At 63.0% G+C, this 23,654-nt stretch carries 15 protein-coding genes and 1 riboswitch; of the genes, 9 read left to right on the top strand and 6 right to left on the bottom strand.

Going from position 1 to position 23,654, the window contains the following annotated elements:
* The first annotated feature begins 40 nt into the window (after positions 1 to 40).
* On the top strand, positions 41 to 1,411 hold the full coding sequence (gene gdhA / locus AB0O87_RS07040; protein WP_363513308.1) for an NADP-specific glutamate dehydrogenase: 1,371 nt from the start codon (positions 41 to 43) through the stop codon (positions 1,409 to 1,411).
* 50 nt (positions 1,412 to 1,461) lie between these two features.
* Here gdhA and mfd read toward each other — a convergent pair whose 3' ends face one another.
* Positions 1,462 to 5,040 carry a transcription-repair coupling factor gene (gene mfd, locus AB0O87_RS07035; protein ID WP_363513305.1) on the bottom strand — a complete coding sequence of 1,193 codons (3,579 nt, stop codon included), beginning with the start codon at positions 5,038 to 5,040 and terminating at the stop codon, positions 1,462 to 1,464.
* A gap of 79 nt (positions 5,041 to 5,119) precedes the next feature.
* Between mfd and AB0O87_RS07030 the strand changes: the two genes are divergently transcribed.
* From AB0O87_RS07030 to AB0O87_RS06995, 8 genes are all read left to right on the top strand, one after another.
* A complete protein-coding gene (locus tag AB0O87_RS07030) occupies positions 5,120 to 5,683 on the top strand; it encodes a GNAT family protein (protein WP_363513302.1) in 564 nt (187 codons plus the stop codon).
* Positions 5,684 to 5,697: 14 nt separating this feature from the next.
* Positions 5,698 to 6,561: a DNA-formamidopyrimidine glycosylase family protein gene (locus AB0O87_RS07025; RefSeq protein ID WP_363513299.1), complete on the top strand. Its 864-nt coding sequence runs from the start codon at positions 5,698 to 5,700 to the stop codon at positions 6,559 to 6,561.
* A gap of 76 nt (positions 6,562 to 6,637) precedes the next feature.
* Positions 6,638 to 6,782: riboswitch (FMN riboswitch) on the top strand.
* Positions 6,783 to 6,844: 62 nt separating this feature from the next.
* Positions 6,845 to 7,888 carry a bifunctional diaminohydroxyphosphoribosylaminopyrimidine deaminase/5-amino-6-(5-phosphoribosylamino)uracil reductase RibD gene (gene ribD / locus AB0O87_RS07020; RefSeq protein ID WP_363513296.1) on the top strand — a complete coding sequence of 348 codons (1,044 nt, stop codon included), beginning with the start codon at positions 6,845 to 6,847 and terminating at the stop codon, positions 7,886 to 7,888.
* Positions 7,888 to 8,571, top strand: coding sequence for a riboflavin synthase (locus AB0O87_RS07015; RefSeq protein ID WP_363513293.1), 684 nt, complete (start codon positions 7,888 to 7,890; stop codon positions 8,569 to 8,571). The genes ribD and AB0O87_RS07015 overlap by 1 nt, the downstream gene beginning before the upstream one ends.
* Positions 8,568 to 9,836 (top strand): GTP cyclohydrolase II, encoded by a 1,269-nt coding sequence (ribA, locus tag AB0O87_RS07010; RefSeq protein WP_363513290.1) that lies wholly within the window; start codon positions 8,568 to 8,570, stop codon positions 9,834 to 9,836. Before AB0O87_RS07015 ends, ribA begins: the two co-directional genes overlap by 4 nt.
* Positions 9,833 to 10,306, top strand: a complete 474-nt coding sequence (ribH, locus tag AB0O87_RS07005) for a 6,7-dimethyl-8-ribityllumazine synthase (protein WP_363513287.1) — start codon at positions 9,833 to 9,835, stop codon at positions 10,304 to 10,306. The genes ribA and ribH overlap by 4 nt, the downstream gene beginning before the upstream one ends.
* Before the next feature lie 68 nt (positions 10,307 to 10,374).
* Complete coding sequence (locus AB0O87_RS07000) at positions 10,375 to 10,737, top strand: Fe-S protein (protein WP_363513285.1); 363 nt, start codon at positions 10,375 to 10,377, stop codon at positions 10,735 to 10,737.
* A gap of 109 nt (positions 10,738 to 10,846) precedes the next feature.
* Positions 10,847 to 12,307 (top strand): MFS transporter, encoded by a 1,461-nt coding sequence (locus AB0O87_RS06995; protein WP_363513282.1) that lies wholly within the window; start codon positions 10,847 to 10,849, stop codon positions 12,305 to 12,307.
* Here AB0O87_RS06995 and AB0O87_RS06990 read toward each other — a convergent pair.
* The 5 genes from AB0O87_RS06990 to AB0O87_RS06970 are packed head-to-tail and all read right to left on the bottom strand — an operon-like array spanning position 12,291 to position 23,648.
* Complete coding sequence (locus tag AB0O87_RS06990) at positions 12,291 to 13,322, bottom strand: LD-carboxypeptidase (RefSeq protein ID WP_363513279.1); 1,032 nt, start codon at positions 13,320 to 13,322, stop codon at positions 12,291 to 12,293. The genes AB0O87_RS06995 and AB0O87_RS06990 overlap by 17 nt on opposite strands.
* A gap of 16 nt (positions 13,323 to 13,338) precedes the next feature.
* Positions 13,339 to 14,196, bottom strand: a complete 858-nt coding sequence (locus tag AB0O87_RS06985) for an HNH endonuclease family protein (RefSeq protein WP_363513276.1) — start codon at positions 14,194 to 14,196, stop codon at positions 13,339 to 13,341.
* 39 nt (positions 14,197 to 14,235) lie between these two features.
* A complete protein-coding gene (locus AB0O87_RS06980; RefSeq protein ID WP_363513273.1) occupies positions 14,236 to 17,457 on the bottom strand; it encodes a hypothetical protein in 3,222 nt (1,073 codons plus the stop codon).
* Between the two features lie 2 nt (positions 17,458 to 17,459).
* Positions 17,460 to 20,873 (bottom strand): tubulin-like doman-containing protein, encoded by a 3,414-nt coding sequence (locus AB0O87_RS06975; protein ID WP_363513270.1) that lies wholly within the window; start codon positions 20,871 to 20,873, stop codon positions 17,460 to 17,462.
* Between the two features lie 42 nt (positions 20,874 to 20,915).
* Positions 20,916 to 23,648 carry a hypothetical protein gene (locus AB0O87_RS06970; RefSeq protein WP_363513267.1) on the bottom strand — a complete coding sequence of 911 codons (2,733 nt, stop codon included), beginning with the start codon at positions 23,646 to 23,648 and terminating at the stop codon, positions 20,916 to 20,918.
* Positions 23,649 to 23,654 lie beyond the last annotated feature (6 nt).

Here is a 23,654-nt window from a genome sequence, read left to right as displayed (position 1 = left end):
ATCGCCTGCACCACCATCCCCCATCAGAAAGCTCCCCCGCGTGACCGCTACCTCTTCCGCTGAGTTCCATCCGCTCGCCACTTCTGTGCAGCCCGTGTTCGATACGGTGCTTGCGCGAAGCCCGCACGAACCGGAGTTCCACCAGGCAGTACATGAGGTGCTGCACTCCATCGCACCCGTGTTGGAGCGGCACCCGGAATACGTCGATGGTGGCATCCTGGAGCGGCTGGTCGAACCAGAGCGCCAGATCCTGTTCCGTGTGCCGTGGGTCGATGACTCTGGCAAGTTGCAGGTCAACCGCGGTTACCGCATCCAGTTCTCGTCGGTGCTCGGACCATACAAGGGCGGCCTGCGTTTTCACCCGTCGGTGAACCTCTCGATCATCAAGTTCCTGGGGTTCGAGCAGATCTTCAAGAATGCGCTCACCGGCCAGGGGATCGGCGGCGGCAAGGGCGGCTCGGACTTTGATCCGCACGGCAAGTCCGACGCAGAAGTCATGCGTTTCTGCCAGTCGTTCATGAACGAGCTCTACCGCCACCTCGGCGAGCACACCGATGTGCCAGCAGGTGACATCGGTGTCGGCGGACGGGAAATCGGATACCTCTTCGGCCAGTACCGCAAGGTCACCAACCGCCATGAGTCGGGCATGTTCACCGGCAAGGGAACGGGCTGGGGCGGAGCAGAAGTTCGCACAGAGGCCACTGGCTACGGTGCTGTCTTCTTCGCTCAGGAGATGCTGGCCGTGCACAACGATTCGCTTGAAGGCAAGCGCGTCGGCATCTCTGGTTCGGGCAACGTCGCGATTTACGCGATCCAAAAAGCTACTCAGCTCGGCGCGACGGCAGTCACGGCGTCTGACTCCTCCGGATACGTCGTCGACGACGAGGGCATCGATCTTGACCTCCTGCGTCAGCTGAAGGAGGTGGAGCGTGCCCGCATCGTCGAGTACGCCAACCGTCGTCCGAGTGCGCGGTTCGTCGAAGGCGGCAGTGTCTGGGAGGTGCCCGTCGACATCGCTGTGCCGTCGGCCACGCAGAACGAGGTGAGCCTTGCAGACGCGGAGGCATTGATCGCCAACGGTGTGCGTGCCGTATCTGAGGGTGCGAACATGCCCTGCGTGCCCGATGCAGTAGATGCTTTCCAGAAGGCGGGAGTGCTGTTTGCACCTGGCAAGGCAGCGAACGCCGGTGGTGTCGCCACCTCAGCGCTGGAGATGAGCCAGAACGCTTCGCGTCAGCGCTGGACCTTCGGGGACAGCGAGAACAAGCTGCGCGAAATCATGGCAGACATCCACGATGCTGCGTTCACCGCAGCCGAGCGTCACGATGTCGCTGGTGACTACGTCGCTGGCGCGAACATCGCCGGTTTTGAGCGCGTGGCGGGCGCCATGCTCGCACAGGGCGTCATCTAATTCACACCTCATGAAGCCGGGCACCGCATTGTGCGGTGCCCGGCTTTTTGCTACTCAGGTTTCGCTGGCTCGGGGAAGATCGCTGTGAGCAGCTGTTCAACCCAGGTGAGGAGCTCCGCATCGGGGAGCGCTTCAAGGCCAACGCCGACCTCGGCGGGAACCGTCGGCATCGGCACGATCAGCGCCTCTCCCCCCGCGACGAGCTTCGCCTTCGGATACAGCCGCTGCAACCGCACCTTGATGGAGTCTTCGAGGTGCGCGGGAACGATGCGCAGGTTCGATCCCATCACCACGACATCTGTAAGACCGACGCGCGCGGCCCTGCGCCGCAGACGCGAGATCGCCAGCAAGCCTTCGACCTCTTCCGGCGGTGTGCCGTAGCGGTCGATGAGCTCTTCCACCACCAGGTCGATGGCATCTTCTTTGGCGGTCACCGCTGAGGCAGCAGAGAGCTTTTGATATGCCTCAAGTCGCAGGCGTTCACTATCGATGTAGTACTCGGGAATGCGTGCATCGAGCGGTAGCTCAAGGCGCAGCTCGTGCCCGGTTTCGACCTCATCGCCTCGGAAAGTCGCCACTGCTTCGCCGATCATGCGCAGATACAGGTCAAATCCGACTCCAGCGATATGCCCTGCCTGCTCGGCACCGAGCATGTTTCCCGCGCCTCGAAGCTCGAGATCTTTCAGCGCGACCTGCATTCCCGAGCCGAGTTCGTTGTTGACGGCAATTGTCTGCAACCGATCAGCAGCGGTCTCCGACAGCGGCTTCATTTCGTCGTACAGGAAGTAGGCGTATGCCCGTTCCCTGCCTCGACCGACGCGACCACGAAGCTGATGCAATTGGCTGAGTCCGTACTTGTCGGCGCGGTCGATGATGATCGTGTTCGCGTTGGAGATGTCGAGCCCTGTCTCGATGATTGTCGTGGAGACGAGCACGTCGAATTTGCGTTCCCAGAAGTCGTCCACCACCTGCTCAAGGTTGTGTTCGCCCAGCTGTCCGTGCGCCACCGCGATCCGTGCCTCCGGCACCAGCTCAGCCAGTTGCGCGGCGACCCGTTGGATCGACTGCACGCGATTATGCACGAAGAACACCTGGCCCTCGCGCAAAATCTCGCGACGGATCGCCGCGGCGATCTGTTTGTCGCTTCGCGGTCCGACAAACGACAGGATCGGATGCCGATCTTCTGGCGGTGTCGCCAACGTGGACATCTCGCGAATTCCGGTGACCGCCATCTCCAGCGTGCGCGGAATGGGGGTAGCACTCATCGCGAGGATGTCGACGTTCGTCTTCATCTTCTTCAGCTTGTCTTTGTGCTCCACACCGAAGCGCTGCTCTTCATCGATGATCATCAGCCCCAGGTCTTTGAACATGACCTGGTCGGTGAGAACACGGTGGGTGCCGATGACCATGTCGACCGACCCCTCCAGGAGCCCCTGCAGGGTGAGCCGCGCCTCTTTGTCGGTCTGGAACCGCGAAAGCGGGCGTACCTTCACCGGGAATCCGGCGAATCGCTCGGTGAAGGTTTCGAGGTGCTGTTTCACAAGCAGGGTCGTCGGCACCAGCATGGCCACCTGCTTGCCGTCTTGGATCGCCTTGAAGGCAGCCCGCACCGCCACCTCGGTCTTGCCAAAACCGACGTCACCCGAAAGCAGACGATCCATCGGGATCGGCCGTTCCATATCGGCCTTGATCTCGTCAATTGTCTGAAGTTGATCCTGGGTCTCCGCGAACGGGAATGCCTCTTCGAGCTCGCGCTGCCACGGCGTATCCGGCCCGAAGGCGTATCCCTTCGCGCTCATGCGCGCCGAGTACAGCTTGACGAGCTCGACGGCGATGTCGCGCACGGCCTTGCGAGCCTTGCCCTTCGCCTGAGCCCAGTCACTGCCACCCATCTTCGACAGCGTTGGCGCCTCGCCGCCGACGTACTTAGAGAGCGCATCGAGCTGATCGGTGGGAACGTAAAGCTTGTCGCCCGGGTAGCCACGCTTCGAGGGGGCGTATTCGAGTACGAGGTAGTCCCGCACGGATTTCGTGGCGTTGCGGCCGCCAGTGGAGACCTCGCGCTGGGTCATCTCTACGAATCGTCCGATGCCGTGAGTGGCGTGCACCACGAAGTCGCCCTGCTTGAGCTGGAGCGGATCTACGACGTTCTTGCGCCGCGAAGCGAGCTTCTTGATGACCCTCTGGTCGCCGCCGATGGTGCGGCCGTAGAACTCGTTGTCGGTAAGAACGGCGAGCTTCGCCTCTGTTACCTGGAAGCCTGCTTCGACGGATCCGGTCACCAGCGTCGCAACGCCCGCCTCTGGTGCCTCGCTCAGCGTCTCGACGACGCGAGCAGCCAAGCCGCGATCAGACAACACGTCGCGCGCACGATCGACGAGACCGTGACCTGCCGCGATGACCACCACCCGCCACCCGTCAGACACCTTCGCCTCAACGAACGAAATCGCGCCATCGACATTGCCGTGGAAAGAAGGGATGACCGATGCGCCGAGGTTTGCCGCAGCGTCAGCGTCGCTCTCGCCCAGCCCGACGCCGAACGGACTCAGCCGCCACCACACACCGCCACGATCGCGCACAACCTCGCGGAGTTCAGCGATGGTCAGAAAGTCACCGGCGCCGAGGTCAATTGGCGCGGAGGCTCCGGATGTGGCCGCGCTCCACGCGGCATCCAAAAACTCACGGTTCGTTTCGCCGAGCGTGATAGCACGGGCAGAGGAACGATCAGGATCGACAACCGCCGTCGCGCTCCCCGCAGGCAGATACTCGGCGAGCGATTTCAGGGGGCCCGATACCGCTGGCAGCAGCGACTCCATTCCCTCTACTGGGATGCCCTCCGCCATTTTCTCGAGCATTGCCGAGATCGCGGGGAAGCCGCCGACGAGCGCTCGTGCACGATCACGGACATCAGCCGTCAGCAGCAGTTCACGGCTGGGCGGGAGATCGACACCAGGAACCTCGCCAGGCAACGAACGCTGGTCAGCGACAGAGAACGCACGGATCTGATCGACCTCGTCGCCAAAGAACTCCACCCGGTATGGGTGCTCCGAGGTGGGTGGGAAGACATCAAGGATGCCTCCGCGCACCGCAAACTCACCGCGTCGCGAAACCATATCGACGCGTGAGTATGCGCGTTCGATGAGTTGCTCGACCACGCGATCCAGTTCATGACCGCGACTGCCAGCAGCGAGCTCCAGCGGCGCAATCTCGCCCAGATTTCCGGCGATCGGTTGCAGCGCAGCGCGCACAGAGGCGACGACGACCAGCGGCCGCTCACCCGACCAATCTGCAATCTGACGCAGCGTCTGCAGTCGCTGCCCTACCGTGTCTGGGCTCGGGCTCAGCCGTTCATGCGGAAGCGTCTCCCACGCGGGAAAGGTGAGGATGTCGGCCTCTGGGAGGTAGGCGTGCATTGCCAACGCCAGGCTCTCGGCTCTGCGACCTGTCGGGACCACAGCGAGCAGAGCCGGTGGGTGCCCCGCTGCCTCCCTTTTGCGCAGCAGCCCCGCGAGCGCCGGCGCATCAAGACCATCGACCAATCCGAGGTCGGCATCGGTGTGCGCCCAGCTCAGGGCATCACGGTAAAGAGAGGCCTCTTCCAAGGCGCGCAGAATCCCCGGCACAGTCACCGCATAAGCCTAGCCGCGCCCTGGGACACTCCGGGCTGGCACGTCGCTGAGCGCCCCTGATCCTCACTACGCTGTTCTGATGGAACCGGTCACCCTCACCACCGAGCGACTTATTTTGCGGGCCCCGAACGCTGCAGACATCGACGCGATCACGACCGCGTGCCAAGACCCCGAGATCCCTCGTTGGACGCCGATTCCTAACCCATACAGCCGCGCAGATGCCGAGGGCTTCGTGACCTTCGTCGCCGACGCGTGGGCTGACACATCCGAGACGATATGGGGCATGTACGCCGACGGCAAGCTCATCGGCATGATCGGTCTGCACCAGATCGCCGAGCATTTCGCCGGAGGGCGCGCAGATCTCGGGTACTGGGTTGTTGCCTCCGCCCGCGGTACCGGCTACCTCACAGAAGCAGCACGTGCGGTGATCGACTGGGGGTTTTCGGAACTTGGCCTTGCCCGCATCCACTGGCAAGCCGTGGCGGGCAACATCGCTTCCGCCCGCGCCGCTCGCGCGCTCGGCTTTCGCTACGAAGGGCTGCTGCGCCAAGCGATGACAAGTCCCCGCGGACGCGATGACGGCTGGATGGCTGGTCTCCTGCGTGAAGACGACCGATCCCCCGTCCACTGGCCGGTTCTGTAGGGCAGGATGAACGTATGCCGGAGATGCCAGAGGTTCACGGTCTTGCGGTCTTCCTCGCTGAGCGCACGATGGGCCGCACGATCACCCGTGCCACGGTCGCCGCTATCTCTGCCCTGAAGACCTATGACCCACCGATCACGGCGTTGCAGAACGCCACGATCACAGGATCCGCTCGGCACGGAAAGTTCGTCGTGCTCTCCGCTGGCACCGACCTTCACCTGGTCTTCCATCTCGCAAAAGCGGGGTGGTTGCGCTGGTATGAAACTCTGCCGGCGACCGTCATCAAGCCCGGAAAGTCGGCGATCGCCCTACGCATCGCGCTCGATGACGGCAGCGGTTTCGACCTCACCGAAGCTGGCACCAAGAAGTCGCTGGCCGTCTACGTCGTCCGCGACCCGCAAGAAGTGCCTGGTATCGCAAGGCTCGGACCGGATCCCCTTGATCCCGCCTTCACTCGCGATGTGTTTGCGGGGCTTCTCGAAGATCGGCGCACCCAGATCAAGGGACTCCTGCGCGATCAAGCAGTGATCGCCGGCATCGGCAACGCCTATTCCGATGAAATTTTGCACGCCGCCCGGATGTCGCCGTATGCCATCGCCGCGAAGCTCGACGCGAGCGAGATCGATCGGTTGTTTGATGCTCTGCGCACAACACTGACCGAGGCGGTGGCTGCAGCATCAGGCAAGCCACCTGCCGACCTCAAAGATACGAAGCGGCGAGGAATGCACGTGCACGCACGCCGCGGCGAGACATGTCCGGTGTGTGGAGACGTCGTGCAGAGCGTGTTCTTCGCCGACCGATCACTGGAGTACTGCCCCACGTGCCAGACCGGCGGAAAACTGCTCGCCGACCGCCGACTATCGCGGCTCTTGAAGTAACACCTCAGCGACGGCGCCCGTTACTGGGCAACGGGAATGAAACTCACACCACCGCGTTGAGTACACTCAAAGCAACAACGTGCTCCGGGGTCGGTGTGAATCCGAACCGGCGGTGATAGTCCGCGAGCGTTTCGAGTGATCGAAATGCTGATCCGGTGAAATTCCGGAACCGACGGTGATGCGGGGGAAACCTCGCTAGTCCGGAAGGGAGGCAGCACGAGACGCATACGTGCGTCCGTTCCGCCATCCCCTCGCACTTCCGGAGCCTCAGAGGAGGACACGGATGGCAGTGAACGCCGCAGAACGCAGCGCTATGAAGCGCGCTCTCGACCTCGCCACCCGCGGACCGCGCGGGGCCAACCCTCAGGTCGGGGCCGTCATTGTCTCCCCCCAGGGCGAAATCCTCGCCGAAGGATGGCATCACGGAGCCGGTACCGCCCACGCCGAGGTAGATGCTCTGTCTGGACTTGCGCCAAACGCCGCGCGAGGCGCGACCGCCGTCGTCACGTTGGAGCCCTGCAACCACACCGGACGCACCGGTCCGTGCGCTCTCGCGCTGATCGAGGCCGGCATCTCCCGCGTGGTCTACGCACTCGATGACCCTGGAGCACAATCTGGCGGAGGAGCCGAGCGGCTACGCGCCGCCGGCATCGAGGTCGAAGCTGGCGAACAGGCAGAAGCCGCGCACACCCTGATCTCCACCTGGCTCACCGCGCAGGCTCTCGGCCGCCCACACATCACCATCAAGTGGGCGCAGAGCCTCGATGGTCGCGCGGCGGCCGAAGACGGCTCGAGTCAGTGGATAACCGGCCCAGCCGCACGCGCTGATGTGCACCGCCGCCGTGCGGAGGCCGACGCCATCGCTGTCGGCACCGGTACGGTGCTGGCCGACAACCCTGCGCTCACCGCACGGGCTGGCGACACGATGCTCCCCCATCAGCCGATCCCGGTGGTCATCGGCGCACGCCCGACCCCCGCCGATGCCGCCGTGCGCACGCACCCGCACGCTCCCCTCTTCTTTGACACGCACGACCTCCGCACCGTGGTGGCCGATTTGCACGCGCGAGGCATCCAAAGCCTCTTTGTCGAAGGTGGACCGACCCTCGCCAGCGCCTTCATAGAGGCAGGACTTGCCGACCGCGTACTCGCGTACATCGCCCCTGTGCTGCTCGGCGGCAATCGACTCGCCCTCACCGAGATCGGGGTGCCCACTATCTCTCAGGCTCGCCGTCTCACTGTTGAGGAATGGGTTCCCCTCGGCGACGACCTGCTCGCGATCGCACACCTCGCGGCGCAACCTGATCCTGAAAACGAAGGAGCCGTCTGATGTTCACCGGAATCATCGAAGAGCTGGGTGAGATCACCGCCATCGCGCCCGCAGGCGACGGCTGGCGGTTGACAGTGCGCGCGCCTCGCGCTGCCGCAGACGCCGTGCACGGAGAATCCATCGCCGTTTCGGGAGTCTGCCTCACCGTGGTGGGTTCCACCTCAGACACCTTCGACACTGATGTGATGAAACAGACGCTCGACGTCGCCGCCATCGGCTCCGTCACCGTCGGCACGCGGGTCAACATCGAAAAGGCGATGCCGGTGGGCGCCAGGCTCGGTGGACACATCGTGCAGGGACACGTCGACGGCGTCGGAGAAGTGCTCGAAGTGCGGCCGGGCGCAAAGTGGAGCGTGCTGCGCATCAGCTTGCCAGACGACCTTGCCCCGCTTGTTGTCGACAAGGGGTCAATCTCTGTCGACGGCACCTCGCTGACGGTGAGTGCGGTGAGCCCTTCGACAAGCTCAGGGACCGAAACTGGGGGCCCTTCGACAAGCTCAGGGGCCGGAGCAGAGGGGTCGGGGCACTGGTTTGAGGTGTCGCTGATACCTGAAACACTCACCGCGACCACCCTCGGCAGTCGCGTCGTCGGAGATCGCGTCAATCTCGAAACCGACATCCTCGCCCGTCACGTTGAGCGTTTGCTCGCGTTCCGCGCCACATCGGAAGGAGGCTCGCGATGAGCCTTTCCACAATCCCAGAGGCCCTGGAAGCACTCCGTGCCGGGCGTCCCGTGCTCGTCGCCGACGACGAGAACCGTGAGAACGAGGGCGACGTCATCCTGTCAGCCGAGCTCGCTACGCCTGAATGGGTGGCATGGACAGTGCGTTGGTCGTCCGGTTTCATCTGCGCTCCGATGCCCACCGATCTCGCCGACAACCTCAACCTCCCCCCGATGGTCGCCGCAAGCGAAGATGCTCGCTCCACGGCCTATACCGTCAGCGTCGATGCCGCGCAGGGCGTCACCACGGGGATCAGCGCGCACGATCGCGCACACACGCTGAATGTGCTGGCGAACCCCGAGTCGACGGCCACCAGCATCATCCGCCCAGGGCACGTCCTGCCGCTGCGCGCGGTGGACGGTGGCGTGCGCGAACGCAGCGGACACACCGAAGCCGCCGTCGATCTGATGAAGCTTGCGGGGCTCCAGCCCGTCGGTGCGATCGCAGAAGTGGTTGACGAAGACGGCAGCATGATGCGCCTGCCAGGGCTCATCACGTTGGGAGCCCGCGATGGCGTTCCCGTGATCACAATCGAGCAGCTCATCGCGCATCTCAACGACATCGACCCGGACGGTGCAACGCCGACCGCACTGCGCGCGCGCCGCGTAAGCCTGCGCGCAGACGCGACAGTGCCGACGACACACGGCACGTTCCGTTTTCTGGCATACAAGGATCGCTTCACCGGCACCGATCACATTGCGGTGGTGTCTGGGGAGCTCAGCGAAACGGCTCTCGTGCGCGTGCACTCCGAGTGCCTGACCGGTGAGGCTTTTGGATCGTTGAAGTGTGAGTGCGGACCACAGCTCGACTCTGCGCTCGACGCAATCTCGCACGAGGGCGGCGTCGTCATCTACATGCGCGGGCACGAAGGGCGAGGGATCGGCCTCATCAACAAACTTCGCGCCTACAGCCTGCAAGAAGAGGGCCTCGACACCGTCGATGCCAACCTCGCTCTGGGGCTCCCCGCAGACGCCAGAGACTACGCCGCTGCCGCCGGGATCCTCGCTGATCTCGGAGTTTCGCAGGTGCGCTTGCTGACCAACAACACCGACAAGGTCGATCAGCTGCGCGAGCTTGGACTCGATGTCGTCGAGCAGGTGCCACTGATCGTCGGGGTGGGCCCCAACAACCATCAGTATCTAGAGACAAAGCGTGACCGGATGGGTCACATCATCGGCGAAGCCGCACTCACAGAGGCACTCGCTCGCGGAAAGGACAAGAAATGAGTGGCGCAGGAGCACCCGAAACAGGAAACATCGATGGCCGCGGCCTGAATGTGGTCATTATTGCTGGCACCTGGCACGAGACGATCTCCAATGCCCTGATCGCGGGGGCTGAACGAGTTTTGGACGCCGCCAACGCCGCACACCAGCTGGTGCGCGTTCCCGGGTCATTCGAGCTGGCGATCGCCGCGCAGGCCGCCTTTGCCGGTGGGGCGGACGCCGTCGTCGCACTCGGGGTCATCATCCGCGGCGGCACCCCGCACTTTGAGTATGTCTCTGCCGCGACCACAGATGGCCTCACACGGGTGTCGCTAGACGCGGGCAAGCCTGTCGGCTTCGGCGTGCTCACCCTCGACGACGAGCAACAGGGACTCGACCGTGCAGGCCTGGAAGGGTCAAAGGAAGACAAGGGCGCAGAGGCCGCTGACGCGGCGCTGCGTACGGCGCTCGTGATCAAAGGCCTGCGCGGCTGAGGCACTAGTCGGCTGAGGTCAGCCTGCCCTTGGTGGCAAAATATCGCTCAGCTTCGTACGGTGAAGCCATGGAGACCTTGCGCCACATCGTTCTATTCGTGCACCTCATCGGATTTGCTGTTCTGTTCGGATCATGGGCGGTTCAGGCGTTCGGCGGCAAGCGGGAGTTCACCCGCCTGATGAGCGTCGGGATGAGCATCGCGTTGCTCGCCGGCCTCGCGCTCGCCGCCCCGTGGGGTCTGCCAGAGGGCGTGGACAGCATGAACTACGCCAAGATCGGCACGAAGCTTGTGATTCTGTTGGCGATCGGCGCTCTGCTCGGTATCGGCACCGGCAAGCAGCGCAAGACCGGCACAGTGCCGCCAGCTGTGTTCTGGCTCGTCGGTATCCTTACCGCGGTCAACGCCGGAATTGCGACGATCTGGCGTTGAGCCGCTAAACACAGCGACTTATTGACTTTAGTCGCATACAGGAAACACTCAGAAAGGCGTAAGCTCACCCGAGTCCCCTGGTATACCAGGGGCTGATCGGAGGAGCTTCATGAGTACTGCCACTGTGCCAGCGAACCCGCGTTCGCGTGTCATCACCGCGAGCCTGGTCGGTACAACGATCGAGTTCTACGACTTCTACGCCTACGCGACAGCGGCAGTACTTGTCTTTCCTGTGCTGTTCTTCCCGACAGGGAACGACACCACATCACTCCTGTCATCGTTCGCCGTTTTTGGTGCTGCGATGATCGCTCGCCCGATCGGCGCGGTCATCTTCGGCCATTTTGGCGACAAGTTCGGACGCAAAGCCACACTCGTTGCGTCGCTCCTCACGATGGGCATTGCGACGTTCGTCATCGGGCTACTGCCCACGTACGAACAAATCGGTTGGTGGGCGGCGCTGCTGCTGCTGATTCTGCGTCTCGCTCAGGGGTTCGCGCTCGGCGGCGAATGGTCGGGGGCTGCGCTGGTGGCGACAGAAAATGCTCCGAAAGGTAAGCGCGCCTGGTACGGCACCTTCCCCCAGTTGGGTGCACCGCTGGGGTTCATCATCGCCAACTTCTTGTTCCTCGGAATCAACTGGCTGCTCCCCCACTCCGAAAACCCGGTGCTCAAATCTGAAGCGTTCCTTGCCTGGGGCTGGCGCATCCCGTTCTTGTTCTCGGCTGTGATGGTAATCGTCGGCCTGTGGGTGCGGTTGAAGCTGGTGGAATCTGACACGTTTAAGAAGGCAGAAACCAAGGGAACCATCCGCAAGATCCCGATCGCGACGGCCTTCCGCTACCACTGGAAGCAGCTCATCCTCGGCACGTTCATCATGCTGGCGACCTATGTGCTGTTTTACCTGATGACAAACTTCACACTCGCGTACGGCACAAAAGCAGCGTCGCTCGAGACTGCCTCCGCCGCAGCGCAAGCAGCCGCTGAGGCCTCGGGCACGGACTTCAACGCCGCTGAGTTCGCCGCACAGTTCTACCCTGGCCTCGGCTTCGGCTACACCGACTTTGTGCTGATGCAGATCATCGGCGTGGTGTTCTTCGGTATCTTCACCCTGCTCTCCGGACCCATCGCCGACTCGATCGGAAGGCGCAAGCTTCTGCTCTGGGTCACCGGAGTCATCATCGTGTTCGGCTTCTCGTTCAACATGTTCTTGCTCCCCGCCGTCGATCCGAAGTTCACGGGGGCGCTCGTGCAGGCGTTCCTGGTGTTCGGGTTTGTGTTGATGGGAGCAACTTTCGGGCCGATGGGAGCACTGCTGCCAGAGCTCTTCCCCACCAACGTGCGCTACACAGGATCGGCGATCGCGTACAACATGTCGTCGATTCTCGGCGCTGCTCTGGCTCCGATAATCGCCTTGTGGTTGTGGTCTGCGGCAGACGGTGCCCCGGGGCTTGTCGGACTGTACCTGTCAGCGATGGGGGTTTTGACGTTCGTGGCGTTGATCTTCACCCCGGAAACAAAAGACCAAGACTACGACGACGACCTCGGACGAGGTGTCAGTACGCAGCAGTGATCGTGCGCGTCATCCCGTCGACCACCATTGATCCGCCGTATGGCAGGATCCACTGCGGTCGAGTGTGACCGAAGGGCGGCCCCACACAGACAACAGCCTCGGGGTTGTACCGCCCGACCACATCAAAGACCACATCTCGTTGCGCGGCTCGCAACGAATCGGCCTCTGCTGCGGATGGACGGAAGTCGAAGTCACTCACTGGCGGACGGGCGACGACGACAGCCGACGCAGCGGCGAGGATGCCCCGCTCCCCCAACCCGCGCAACCAGCGTGCCACCCAGCTCGCTGGTGGCCGCTCCTCGCTCGTTTCCAACAGCAGAATCGCGCCATTCAACGTCTCCGTCTGCGGCAGTCGGTCAACGAAGGAAAGGCCGTCTATTACTTCGAGGCATCCGCCCCAGGTCTGTCCTTCGACACGCTTCGCCGGTCCGCCCCACGCCCACGGGTCTGTGGGAACTCGGTCACCAAATTCGACAAGTGCGCGAGGGTCGTGCCATCGGCGCCCCACGTCTTCCGACTCCCCAGGCTCGGTGACTTCGAGTTCGCCGCCATCCAGAAGCAGCGCACGCAGCGAACGCAAGTGCACGTCGTCCACCGTGGGTCCTGGCCCCAGGTGAACCGCCGTAGAGCCACCGTAATAGCCCTGCACCCCAAGACCCCACAGCCAATTGAGGATGTTCGTATTGTCGCTGTACCCGACGAACGGCTTCGGATCGGCAAGAGGCAACGCCGGGTCGAGGTGCGGCACCACGAGCATTTGGTCGTCGCCCCCGATCGTCGCAAGAATTGCCCGGATCCTCGGTTCAGCGAAGGCCGCATTCACATCTGCGGCCCGGGCTTTTGGTGTGGAGTCGAGCTCGCGCGTGGTCGGATACTCCACCGGAACGAGCCCTGTGAGCTCTTCGATGCGCCTCATCGCTTGTTCGTGCAGCACTGGCGCGACGGCGGGAGCGGCGAAGGCTGGTGAGAGGATCGCTATGCGGTCGCCGGGGACGAGCTTGGATGCAGAGAGCATCCGGCCAGCGTAACGCTCAGCACTGTTGCAGAACGTCCCTGGCCGCAGCTCGATCTTCTTCGTCCACGCTCAGGTCGTACAGGTCATACACCTCAACCCACTGTTGGACGTAGCGACATTGGAGCACGCCCGTTGATGGCAGCCACTCTGCCGGACCGTGATCGCTCTTTGCTTGGTTCGTCTTCTGCGACGACGCGATCAAGTTCACGGGGTCGTTGGCGAACGTCTCGCGCTCCTCATCCGTCCAGGCATAGGCACCTCCACGCCATGCCGCGGCCAAAGCAACGACATGATCGATCTGCACAAGAACAGACGTCGTCGTCCCAGAAACGAACTCCACCGTGGTCGCATCGTACGGATCCGTCAGCGTGCCGTAGATGACTTTGCAGTCGCCGGTTCCCACTTTGAACTCAGGATCGACGAGGTCGCGCCCGAGGATATCGTTGCGTGTGTCACAGCCGTTGCGGTCCACATCTGCCCAAGGCTGCCCGAAGAGCGCGCGATCGTAAGCGGGCGGCGTGTTTCCGGCCGCCGACGACAACGAGTCGAGACTGTCGATCCACGGCGACACCGGTGGCACCGGGCTCGCGTCAGGCGTGGTGCTTGTAGACGCCCCTGTCTCCTGAGACGGCGCCTCTGAAGGCACAGCAGGCGCATCCGAATCCGACTGAGCGGTGGGCACTGCATGCGAAGCCTGACCTGTCGCGTATCCGGCGGCGAAAGCGCCGCCGATGCACAGCACAACCACGCCGCCGAGGACCCACCATTTTGCGCGCCCCCACCTGGACGCCGTGTCTGCGCCAGGTTTCGGCGATTCACCGGATCCCGCTGTTGTCGATGGCCACGATTGTGCGCGTGCCGGCGGAGCGTTCACGGCTCGTTTTCCTGGCCGTGGAGGAAGATTGGTCACCTCTTAGACTCCCGAGTCGCCATCGTGCAGGTCAGCCTGTTCTGTCGCCTGCGAATGCTCGCCATGCCACAGCCCGACCGCGCCGACCGGCACGGGGCCGACGACGTCGGATCGCCACACGAGATCGATCGCAGCCAGCCCTGCCCCGTGAAAAGGAACCATCGTGATCGGCGCATCCTCATTGAAGTCAAGGGCAGATCGGAGTCGGTCAGGCAGCACCAAATAGCTCGTAACCTGCTCGTGGTGGCCGTCTTGAATCTGACGTTGCGACATCCAACTCGTACTCAACGGTGTGACAGGTTCGCGACGTCCGGCGAGAGAATCCACCAAGAACTCGTCCCAGGCAATTCCTTCGTCTGGAGCGATCGAGTCTCTCATCGCTGCGAGCACATCGAGCGGGTTGTCTTGAATCGATTCCACCGGAGGCTTACTTCCATGAAGCGCACTGCGTTGAATCTCCTGCATGAGGGACCGCAGACGCGGCGCAGCCACGCGTGTGAGCACCGCATCTCGGCTCATCCCGTCTCGCAGCATCCGTCTCGTGTTGTTCGAGGAGTGTGGAAGATCTTCGTCGAGAGCACCGACGCCGAAAGCAGCGGCGTCTTGACCCAGTTCTGCCCCCACTGCACGCACAAGGTCTTCGAAAGCCTCGGCACGCCAGCCTCTGCGCACCAGATGCTCGGTTGTCATTCTTCGCAACCGGGTCGCGGATGAGTAGTCACTTTCGACAACCGTGCCGACGCTCATAGCGAAAGGAAGAGAGTCGCGCGCCACATCGTAATCCGGCTTGGTCTGCCACTCCGGACGGATACGCCAGGGTTTGTGCACGGCACGCGCAAGCAGATCCAACCAATCCACGGTCTGCTGATGCAGGGATGTCAGCCGGGAAAGCTCCCGACGAGCGTTTCTGGATGCAGAGGCGACAAACGCGAGGTGCGCATGGGTGAGGTCAACCTGTCGCTGGAACGACGACCATCCGCGGTGATAGGCGGCGAGCCACACCGTGGTGAGAATCGCTCCGACTCCCACTGCTATCAGCACTGTCATCCAGTCTTCTGGGTACCAGAGTCCCGCACGCTCCGCTCGCGGGCGCAACTCGGAAAACCAGAGAGGAAGGAGAATGATCAGGGCCGCGACAGCAGCGACGATCACCCAGGTGACGAGCGTGGAGCGGTGGAAAGCCTTGCGGAGTTTAATCAGCTCCCCCGGAGCGGGGATCTGCAGCCGATCGACCTCACGTGCGTAGTAGTTCACAGCGTCGCGGGCTGCATGCCGATCAGCGGCGAGACGGTTGAACAGCCGCCAGGCGAAAGAACGATCCTTGCTTACTGCCCAGGAATCGTAGCTTCGGACGGCTTCTTCCCGTCGTTGCCGCTCTGCTTCTGCCGCTTCTGCTGCTGATTTTGCTTGGTCACGGCGTTGACGCATCTGTTCACGTTGTACCTCCGCTTGCGCGTCGGTCACACCAGGCAACGATGTGTATACGACCTCATTTGCGGTTTCGGTTTCTGGCGCTGGCTCCGCATCCGGCTCTGCCTCTGGCTCTGGCTTTTCCGCTGGCTCTGCCTCCGTGTCCGGTTCTGCCGCCGCGGCTTGCTCGTCTTCGGGCTCGGGCTCGGGCTCGGGCTCGGGCTCGGGCTCGGGCTCCGTCACGGTCGCGGGCTCGGGCACTACCGAGGCGACCAGATATGCGGCTTCTGCGTGCTCAGCCTCGTCAACCGCGCGCGCGGCGTGCTGCCTGCCGCTATCCATCCACTCAATCAGCTGCCCGCGTGGGTCGCCGTTGGCGAGGGTGTTCCAATCGATGGGTAGCGATAGATCTGCTGGCCCGTCATCGACGCTCCACACATCATCTGGCGAGGGGAACACATCCGATACACGACCAAAAACGGGAACCTTCTGTTCGATAGGCGCGAACCCGAGTTCGGACAGATCGGAGCTCCCGTCGAGCGAGCCAAACACCAGCTCGCGCAGCCGCGCCCACAGTCGAGGCGTCGTGCGCAGCGTGCTCACACTCACCGGCGCGGCCATGGCCGCTCTCGCGGCGCGCTCGGACTCGAAGATCCCATCCCGACGGGCGATCAGCAGAGCGTCGCGCGCATCAAGAACAGAGTCGTAATCGCTGCCCACCACATGGGTGCCGTCGGCCGTTTGCAGCTTTGACGTGAGCGCTCTCTCCGTGCGCGAAGTGAACCACCGGCGAGTCCACCTCGGCATCGCGGCGACCTTGTCGACACCGAACGAGCCGAAACTGCGGAGTTGATCTTTGATTCCCCATCGCCCCTGATCGGGCATTTCTTCGGCGGACGAAGGATGAAAACTCAACGACTCCTGATCGAGTCGCATCGAAGCGTCGACCATCTGCTCGATGTATGCCGCGACCATTTCATCTTCGATAAAGGCGGTCCCCGCTGGTGGCGAGCCCGCACTCGGGTCGATGATCAAAGAGTCAGCCTGTGCCACGAGATCGAGCACTTGAGCCGCGGTGCGACGCCCCAGAGCCTCGGTGATGATCGCGTTGAGGAACACACGCGAAACCCAGACGCTCTGTTGATTTGACGCTTCACTCGGAATCAGCTCGAAGGTGCCGGCATTCATGCCACTCCACAGCCCGGCAACGCTTGCGAGATGCATCATCGCGAACCCAACGAAGCGCTGATTGTCGCGCACAAAAGCATCACCTGACCACGGAGAAGCTCGGTCTTCCGGCGATGCGATAACGACGGTGCCGTATTCGGAAGCTGCCCAGTCCACGCGCTGTTGAAGCTGAAACTCCGTCGGCGCACAAATCAGCGTCAAACGCACCAGGTCAGTGACCTGATCGACGATATTCGCTCTCGGTACCGCCATCGGCATCGCTTTGGTGAGGTAGTCGCCCACGTGTCCAGCGATCTCGTCTTGTTCCGCATCCACTTCGCGAGACGGGACGGCGGAGCGGAGCTTCACCAGCCGCACGCGTGCGAGGTGCTCGCGCGCGAGCGATTCGAAGAGGTCGACCTCCACTTCTCGGAGCTGGTGATCGGCGTCCAACGCCACAATCGTCGCCCCGATCCGCGGGGGTCCGCTGACCAGGCGGCGAACCCGCTCTGGCCGCACCCACAGCGCTGGCCCAATGAGCCCCATGCGCGTCCACTCCCTGGCCACCTCGAGAACTGCCTCGCCCTGCTCCCCACTGGGCAACAGAATGACGCTGGCCTTGTGCTCCGGCCATGAGGAATGCGCCACGGTCAGACTCCGCTGTCCGCAGCCCGGGTCGCCATGACCGCCGAAGACAGACTTTGCAATGCGGCAGCGACCTGGTGACGAATCTCCCAGCTCACCGGGTAGTCATACACAGACACAGAGAAATCGTGCTCGGCGACCTGTGACCGGAAGCTGGCGTACTCGCCCGAGAAGTAGTCCCGCAACGACTGTTGCCGACCGCTCAGAGCCCCGGATGGATCTCCCGCTCTGCCCGCGTCCGGCACTGGGGCCTCTGCCTCGAGCTTTCCTTCCTGCACCCAGCCCAAGAGCGTGGAAGACATCTCCAACTCGTCTCCCCCCAACTGCGCAAGCACTTGGTAGGCACGCAACGGCGCCAGCGACTCCTGCGAGTTGCAGAGCGCGAGGGCGATCGTCAGCGACTGCATCACGACACCGGGGAAGTCATACGGCTTGGTGCGCCGGGTATCGAGGAGGGGCCGCGGAAAATCTACAAATCGGCGTGCAGACGCGTCCCATACGGCGAGTCCTGGGCCGCGGTCTCCGTCGTCTTGCTCGACTTTGAGTCGTCCGAGCGCTTTGGCGACGTACCATCCTCGGAGCATCGCCGAGATCACCGTCGGGTCGGCAGGAATTGCTTCACCCAGCAGGCGCGAACGCTTGAACCGCCAGAAGGCCTCACGACTTTCCTGCGTGTTGGACTGACGCAGCCAGTCTCTCGCGATCGGCTCCATCACGGAGTCCATGACGATGGGCTGGTAGGGGAAGCCGCTCATCGCAAAGACCTCAATCCCCTCTACCCGCGCGTCCTGGAACCAGGAGTCAGAGATCGCGTCGTTCCAGAAGCCCATCGCACCAAGCACCTGCTTGGTCACGGCATACATTTCGGTGCCTGCTTTGAAGGGAATTGAACTGAAGACCAGGCTGGTGGACTCGTTGGTTGCCTTGTCATGGACGAGCCTCAACAGGGTGGGGTTGAGCTTGACGAGCGGCTCACTCGCACCGAGAGCGGCTTGAAGCTGTTCACGGAACTTGTCCCGGCGACGTCCGAACACGTCAGGCAGCACGCTGTCCTCATCGAAGAAGCTCCGTAGATCTTCGGTGACATACGCATTGAATGCGGTGCCTTCACGACGCATCCACAGCCGAGCGCGCTCCACATAGACATCGGGCGTGGTCGCCATGCTGAACCGCGGGTTCTGCGGCGAGCGCGTCGTTTCACGGCTGGCCGTTACCGCGGGTGACCAGGCACGAACCTGCGCGATAAACGACCAGCTTGCCGCATCAGCCTCGTCCCGTGCATGTGCGCTGACGCCGACGAGCAGTTCTTGCACGACCTCCCGCATCGCATCGGAGAATCGATCATTGTTCGTCGACGCTGTGCTCCTCACCAGCGCCTTGAACTCTCCCGGATATTCCCCCTGCTCGACGAGCAGACGCTCGTTCGGAGCTGGCGTGTACTTGCGCGGCACCGTCTCGTCATCCGATTTCGGCCAGAAGTCGTAGTCGTTGTCGCGGTCGTCGCTCGTCTTGCGCGCTTTGACGCGGAGAGAAAGCTCTTCGTACGCACCCTCGAGGTAGGTGCGCAGCGGAGCAAGAAAGTCGCTACGGAGTTCGTTCAACAGTTGCGCCGCGCTGTAGCGCAACGGTGCTTCAGAGGCCCATCCCAACGCCTGCTGCATGCGTTCGACCGCACCGAGAACAGCATCCTGATCTGGGCGAATGGACTGCTGGTTTGGCGCGCCCTGCAGCTCTTCGCTGACGAGTGAAGGCAAGGACTGTGCCCAGTCTTCGTGAGTTCTTGCCTCGGCAGCCAACCCATCGGCGGCGCTTTTGAGCATGCGGTCCAACCGGGTGAGAAGCTCCATCACCACGGGCAGCCCGGCAGTGGCGACATGGGTAGCGATGACGAACAACAGCTCGTCGGGTACTACTCGAATCCACTCGTCAAGGAGGTTCTGACGGTGCCCACGGTCTTCCTGCAAAAGCTCCGGCGCTCGTTCGCCCCATTGTGCAAGCAATCGCTGGCTCCATGTGGTGAGATCCAAGCCGCCGTTCTTATCCAGCTGCGCGGGGTCTCCCAGCTTTGTGAGAATGTCGTTGCTCAACCTGGCCTTCAACGATTCCAGCTGCTCTGTGGCCCGCAACCGGTCGATGACGTCGTTGTGCTCTTCCGTATCTTCGTTCAAACGCAGGTCGCGAATAAAGCGTTGATAGTCCTGATCCGCGCGCACGGAAATCCATTCAACCTCGGTCCGCTGGGCGAACAGCGGATCCGTTTCTGTGTGTGCGTAGAGCATCTTGTCGATGACAGAGCGGGCGAGACGCTCGGCGGAGTACTCGAAGAACTTGTCTCGTCCCAATGTCACTCGTCCGAAGCCCATCGAAGAGAACGCGGGTGAGTGGTGTGCCGGGTTGGTCAGCCCTGTGTTGTCTGGAAGCACGTTGGCAGACACCCGCGCTTGCCAGTTGCCAGACGCATAGGCGGTGATGCTGTCCTGCACGCGGTCATCGGTGATCCATGCAGACAGGCTTGCGGCGACAGCGCTATATACCTCGCTCTGGTCGGCGAAGGTCACCTTCGAGTTACTCCGACCGACGATGAAGGGGTATGCCGCGCCCACACGATCACGAGCTCCGCCGTACGAGGGCGCCACACCCTGGGTCTGCAGCAGTTCGATGGTCGACGGTGAGGGCGTGTCTGTCCAGAAACCGTTCATGGTTTCGGCGATCGCTGCCAGAGCGTTACCAGGCGTCCCGGCGGTTACCCCCAGCTGATCAAACACATCGGGGGCGTAGAGAATGCTGAAGACCTCGTTCGACCACGGGTACTGCTTCGCTGTCGACTTCACGATCTCGATCACATCGAGGAACTGGCCTGCACCAGATCCGCCCGCCACCGAAGACACCACGATCACGGTGGGACTACTGTTTGCCGACTCTTCTCGTGCGCGCAGGGCGCGTCCCAGCGTCTGCAGCTCGGCGAGCGCGGAGGCATCACCAAGCCGGGCGATCGCCGCACGCGCAGCGACGGCAATATCGCGGGTCGCTGAAAGTGCCACCGCGCGACCGACTGCTCGGAACTGCCCGGCACCCTTGGTCACGTCGACGCGAACTCGACGTGCGTCAGGAAGCTGACGCTCAACGTCTGCGTGCACCTTCTGGTTCGCGGCATGCGCGCCTTCGATGGTCTTAAAGACGGTGTCGTAGTTGGCCCCGGCGCTCACCAGCCCCTTGTACTCCTGGGCGGGCAGAAACGGAGCAGGGTAATCCACCCCGTCTTGCACAGTCGGTGTGTCGAAGTGGAGAAACTGCCAGGCGGCGGGGATGCCACCGGCCCAGCCGGCCTGCTGCAGTTTGAGCTCAAGCTGATACTTCAGGCCGCGCAGCGTCTTACCGCCGGATCCGCCAACGCCGATGATGAGGAAGGGACGAAGCATTGTGTTCTCTGTCTTTCGTTGATCCGTGCAGTAAAAGTCGTGTCAAGGTCGCGGCGGTGGCGGAGTGCCCGGCCGCGGCGGTGGGGGCGGGGGTGTTGCCCCGGAACGAGGTGATGGTGTGCCCGGCTGTGGAGCACGAGGCGCATTTCGTGGCGGAGGCGCTGCACGCCCCGCTTCGCGCCCTGGGATGGGCGGGGGCGGACTACCTGCACCAGGAGATCGGTCCTGGGGTGCGTTGTCCGACGGCTTCTTCGTGTGGTTGCCGTCTGATTTACGTCGCTGCGTTTGCTCGAGCGCCGCGCGAGCCTTGTTGGTGGCCTCCCCCAGCAACGAGTCATTCTCGACCTCGGAGAGGCGCTGGCTGAGCTGTCCTTCGTCGCCAGCCTTCGCGCGGTGATAGAACACCACCGTGCCATTGACGTCGGCGCCACGCGGCGTATTGCGTAGTTCGTTGTCCGAGACGACGACTGCCCAAAAACGATCCAGCGGAAGCTTCGCGAACCGGATTCGGCCCTTCGCATCCCGAACGCCTGATGCCGTGCGCCCCACGCGTGCTGCGACGATCGATGAGCCTGCCGGTGCCTCCACTTCGTACCAGGGCGCGCGCAGCGGCCACCACGGCACCCGGGCACGAAGAGTGCCCAGAGTGCCGACACGTATTTCACGCTGACCATCTGAGGGCTTACCGAAAACGAATGCGTCCGAGAGCGCACTTCCCGCGCGTGGTGCCGTGATCTTCGAACCCGCAGCGGTGATCCGCACAGGGAATGACGCACGTTGCACGTCGCGAGGCACGTCGATTCGAGTAGTCACCCAGTTGATGATCCAGAGGATGATCAACGGGATCAGAATTCCCAGTGCCAGCAGCGCCAATGTCACGAGCACGACCGCGATGGTGTTCACCGGGTGCGTGGAACGAAACTGCACGGGGATGTCTTGGCGCAGTGGCTCTCCTGAAGAATCGGCCGATTGAAAAGTCACCGGAAGCGATGCCTGAACCAGGCTGTCTGCCGCCACGGCGTTCTCGGCAGTGATCTCGACGGTTTGCTCGCCGTTCGCCGGCACGATCACGCATCCAGCAGCGTCAAGAGAGGAGTCAACTCCCCACTGCCAATCCGTACGATTGCTTGCGTCGCTGATCACCGTCGGGTCCCCAGGCAGACAGACGACGCCATCACCGCCCTCGGTGGGCCCGACAAACGTGATCACCCCACTTGCTTGACCTCCTGCCCCCTCCAGGTCGGAGAGGACGACAGGCGGAGATTTCACCGAAGGGTAGGCCGCAGGCAGCGTGAGCTCGATTGTGTTTTGCACCGTTACCGCGGCCAGCTTGGCTCCATGCTCACGAGTCACCAGGGGGTCGATCGAGGCAGTCACCACAAGTTGAGCTGCCGTCAGGTCGGACGGGACAGGAATCGTGATGGTTCCGGTCGGGCGATCAATACGGGCGCCGCTGAGCTCTGTGCGCCCTCCCTCAGCGTCAAGGAAGGACGCGGTAAAGACGCTCTCTCCATACACATCCAAGTCAACGGGCGCTCCGTCGGTGTCGACAACCGTCGCGTTCAGCGACGCGGAAGCGGGCGCCGTTCCATCGTCTGACAGCTCGATCGTGTTCGTGTCGTCGAAGACGATGCGAAGGTCGCTGAAGAGGAACAAGGATCGTGCGTCCGTCGAGTCGAGCCGCCACTTGCCGGGGACGGCATCGCTTTCGCGAACCTCGATAACTGTCGCACCGTTAGCCTCGTCGACGCCAGCCCATTCCTGAGGCGTGTCGTGCGAGGCTGCGGACAAGCCAGACCCATCGGGAGGCGTCAATGTCCACTCCCCCGCGAGCACGATGCGGAAGCGCGCAACTCCTTCATCAATCCAAAACGAGCCGTCCGCTTCGAAAGGCCGAGGGTATCCCCCATCCACCTGCGCGCCGAGTTCCAGAAAGACGCGAGCGAGCGAATCTGGTGCAGACGCGGTCGCGAATGCGCCGTGCACGTAACTTTCGGGCTGAGGTGTCACACCGCACTGCTGATCTGACTGCGGCGATTCGCCTTCCACCAGCGATTGCATCGGCCCCACGGCGCCCACCGCACTGGAGCCCACTGCCAAGAGTGCGCCGAGCACCACAACGCCGGACTGTCGGAACGAGTTGAAGACTCCATCAGCACTGCACATGTCGGCGAATGCTGCGGCGTCTTCCTCCCCTGGGCCATCGGGGGAGCGAATGTCCATCTCGCCGTCTGTCAGCCAGATAAGGAGAGGACACCCCGGATCCGCAGCTTGTTGCGCTGCGAGCGACTCTTGGGCGCCTGCCAAGCCCGCTGGCCAGTTGGTGTAGCCGGATGGTTGCTGTGCCTTAATCTGCGCGGCGAGCGCACCGGACGATCCACTGTCCCAGCTGCTCCACGCGGAAGACGGCTCGAAGTCGTTCGAGAAGAAACCCGCCGCCCAGTTCACGGCGAGTCCGTCACGGAGCGCGCCAAGCTGCTCAAGGCTGTTTCCCAAAATGGATGCGCGCAGAGTGTCGGGGTCCGAACCAGCCCCACCGTCGTCAGCAACTTTCAACGACCGCGAAGAGTCGATCAGATAATAAACGTTGAGGGTGTCTCTGGAGGCCAAGCACACGCGGAGGTCGGCGATCGCTGCTTCCCCCGTGTCCGACAGGCTTTCGCCCGAGGAGACCGCGGCGGCGACCGGCGAATGGGCGGGAACCGAAATGGCGGCTGCCGTCGCTGCGGAAGGCGCGAGCAACAACGACGCCAGGGCAACAGTGGCCGCAAACATCCCCCG

Source organism: Microbacterium sp. NPDC076768 (genome assembly GCF_040687205.1).
In the GTDB taxonomy this organism is placed as follows: Bacteria; Actinomycetota; Actinomycetes; order Actinomycetales; family Microbacteriaceae; genus Microbacterium.
Note: the sequence above shows the minus strand (reverse complement) of the source record. Positions and strands in the feature narration are given on the sequence as shown.

Coding starts and splice junctions, on each gene's coding strand:
- AB0O87_RS06975 (WP_363513270.1), bottom strand. CDS start 20,873: ATGCTTCGTCCCTTCCTCATCATCGGCGTTGGCGGATCCGGCGGTAAG.
- AB0O87_RS07015 (WP_363513293.1), top strand. CDS start 7,888: ATGTTCACCGGAATCATCGAAGAGCTGGGTGAGATCACCGCCATCGCG.
- AB0O87_RS06990 (WP_363513279.1), bottom strand. CDS start 13,322: ATGCTCTCTGCATCCAAGCTCGTCCCCGGCGACCGCATAGCGATCCTC.
- AB0O87_RS07000 (WP_363513285.1), top strand. CDS start 10,375: ATGGAGACCTTGCGCCACATCGTTCTATTCGTGCACCTCATCGGATTT.
- AB0O87_RS06970 (WP_363513267.1), bottom strand. CDS start 23,648: ATGTTTGCGGCCACTGTTGCCCTGGCGTCGTTGTTGCTCGCGCCTTCC.
- AB0O87_RS07025 (WP_363513299.1), top strand. CDS start 5,698: ATGCCGGAGATGCCAGAGGTTCACGGTCTTGCGGTCTTCCTCGCTGAG.
- ribD (WP_363513296.1), top strand. CDS start 6,845: ATGGCAGTGAACGCCGCAGAACGCAGCGCTATGAAGCGCGCTCTCGAC.
- AB0O87_RS06995 (WP_363513282.1), top strand. CDS start 10,847: ATGAGTACTGCCACTGTGCCAGCGAACCCGCGTTCGCGTGTCATCACC.
- ribA (WP_363513290.1), top strand. CDS start 8,568: ATGAGCCTTTCCACAATCCCAGAGGCCCTGGAAGCACTCCGTGCCGGG.
- ribH (WP_363513287.1), top strand. CDS start 9,833: ATGAGTGGCGCAGGAGCACCCGAAACAGGAAACATCGATGGCCGCGGC.
- AB0O87_RS07030 (WP_363513302.1), top strand. CDS start 5,120: ATGGAACCGGTCACCCTCACCACCGAGCGACTTATTTTGCGGGCCCCG.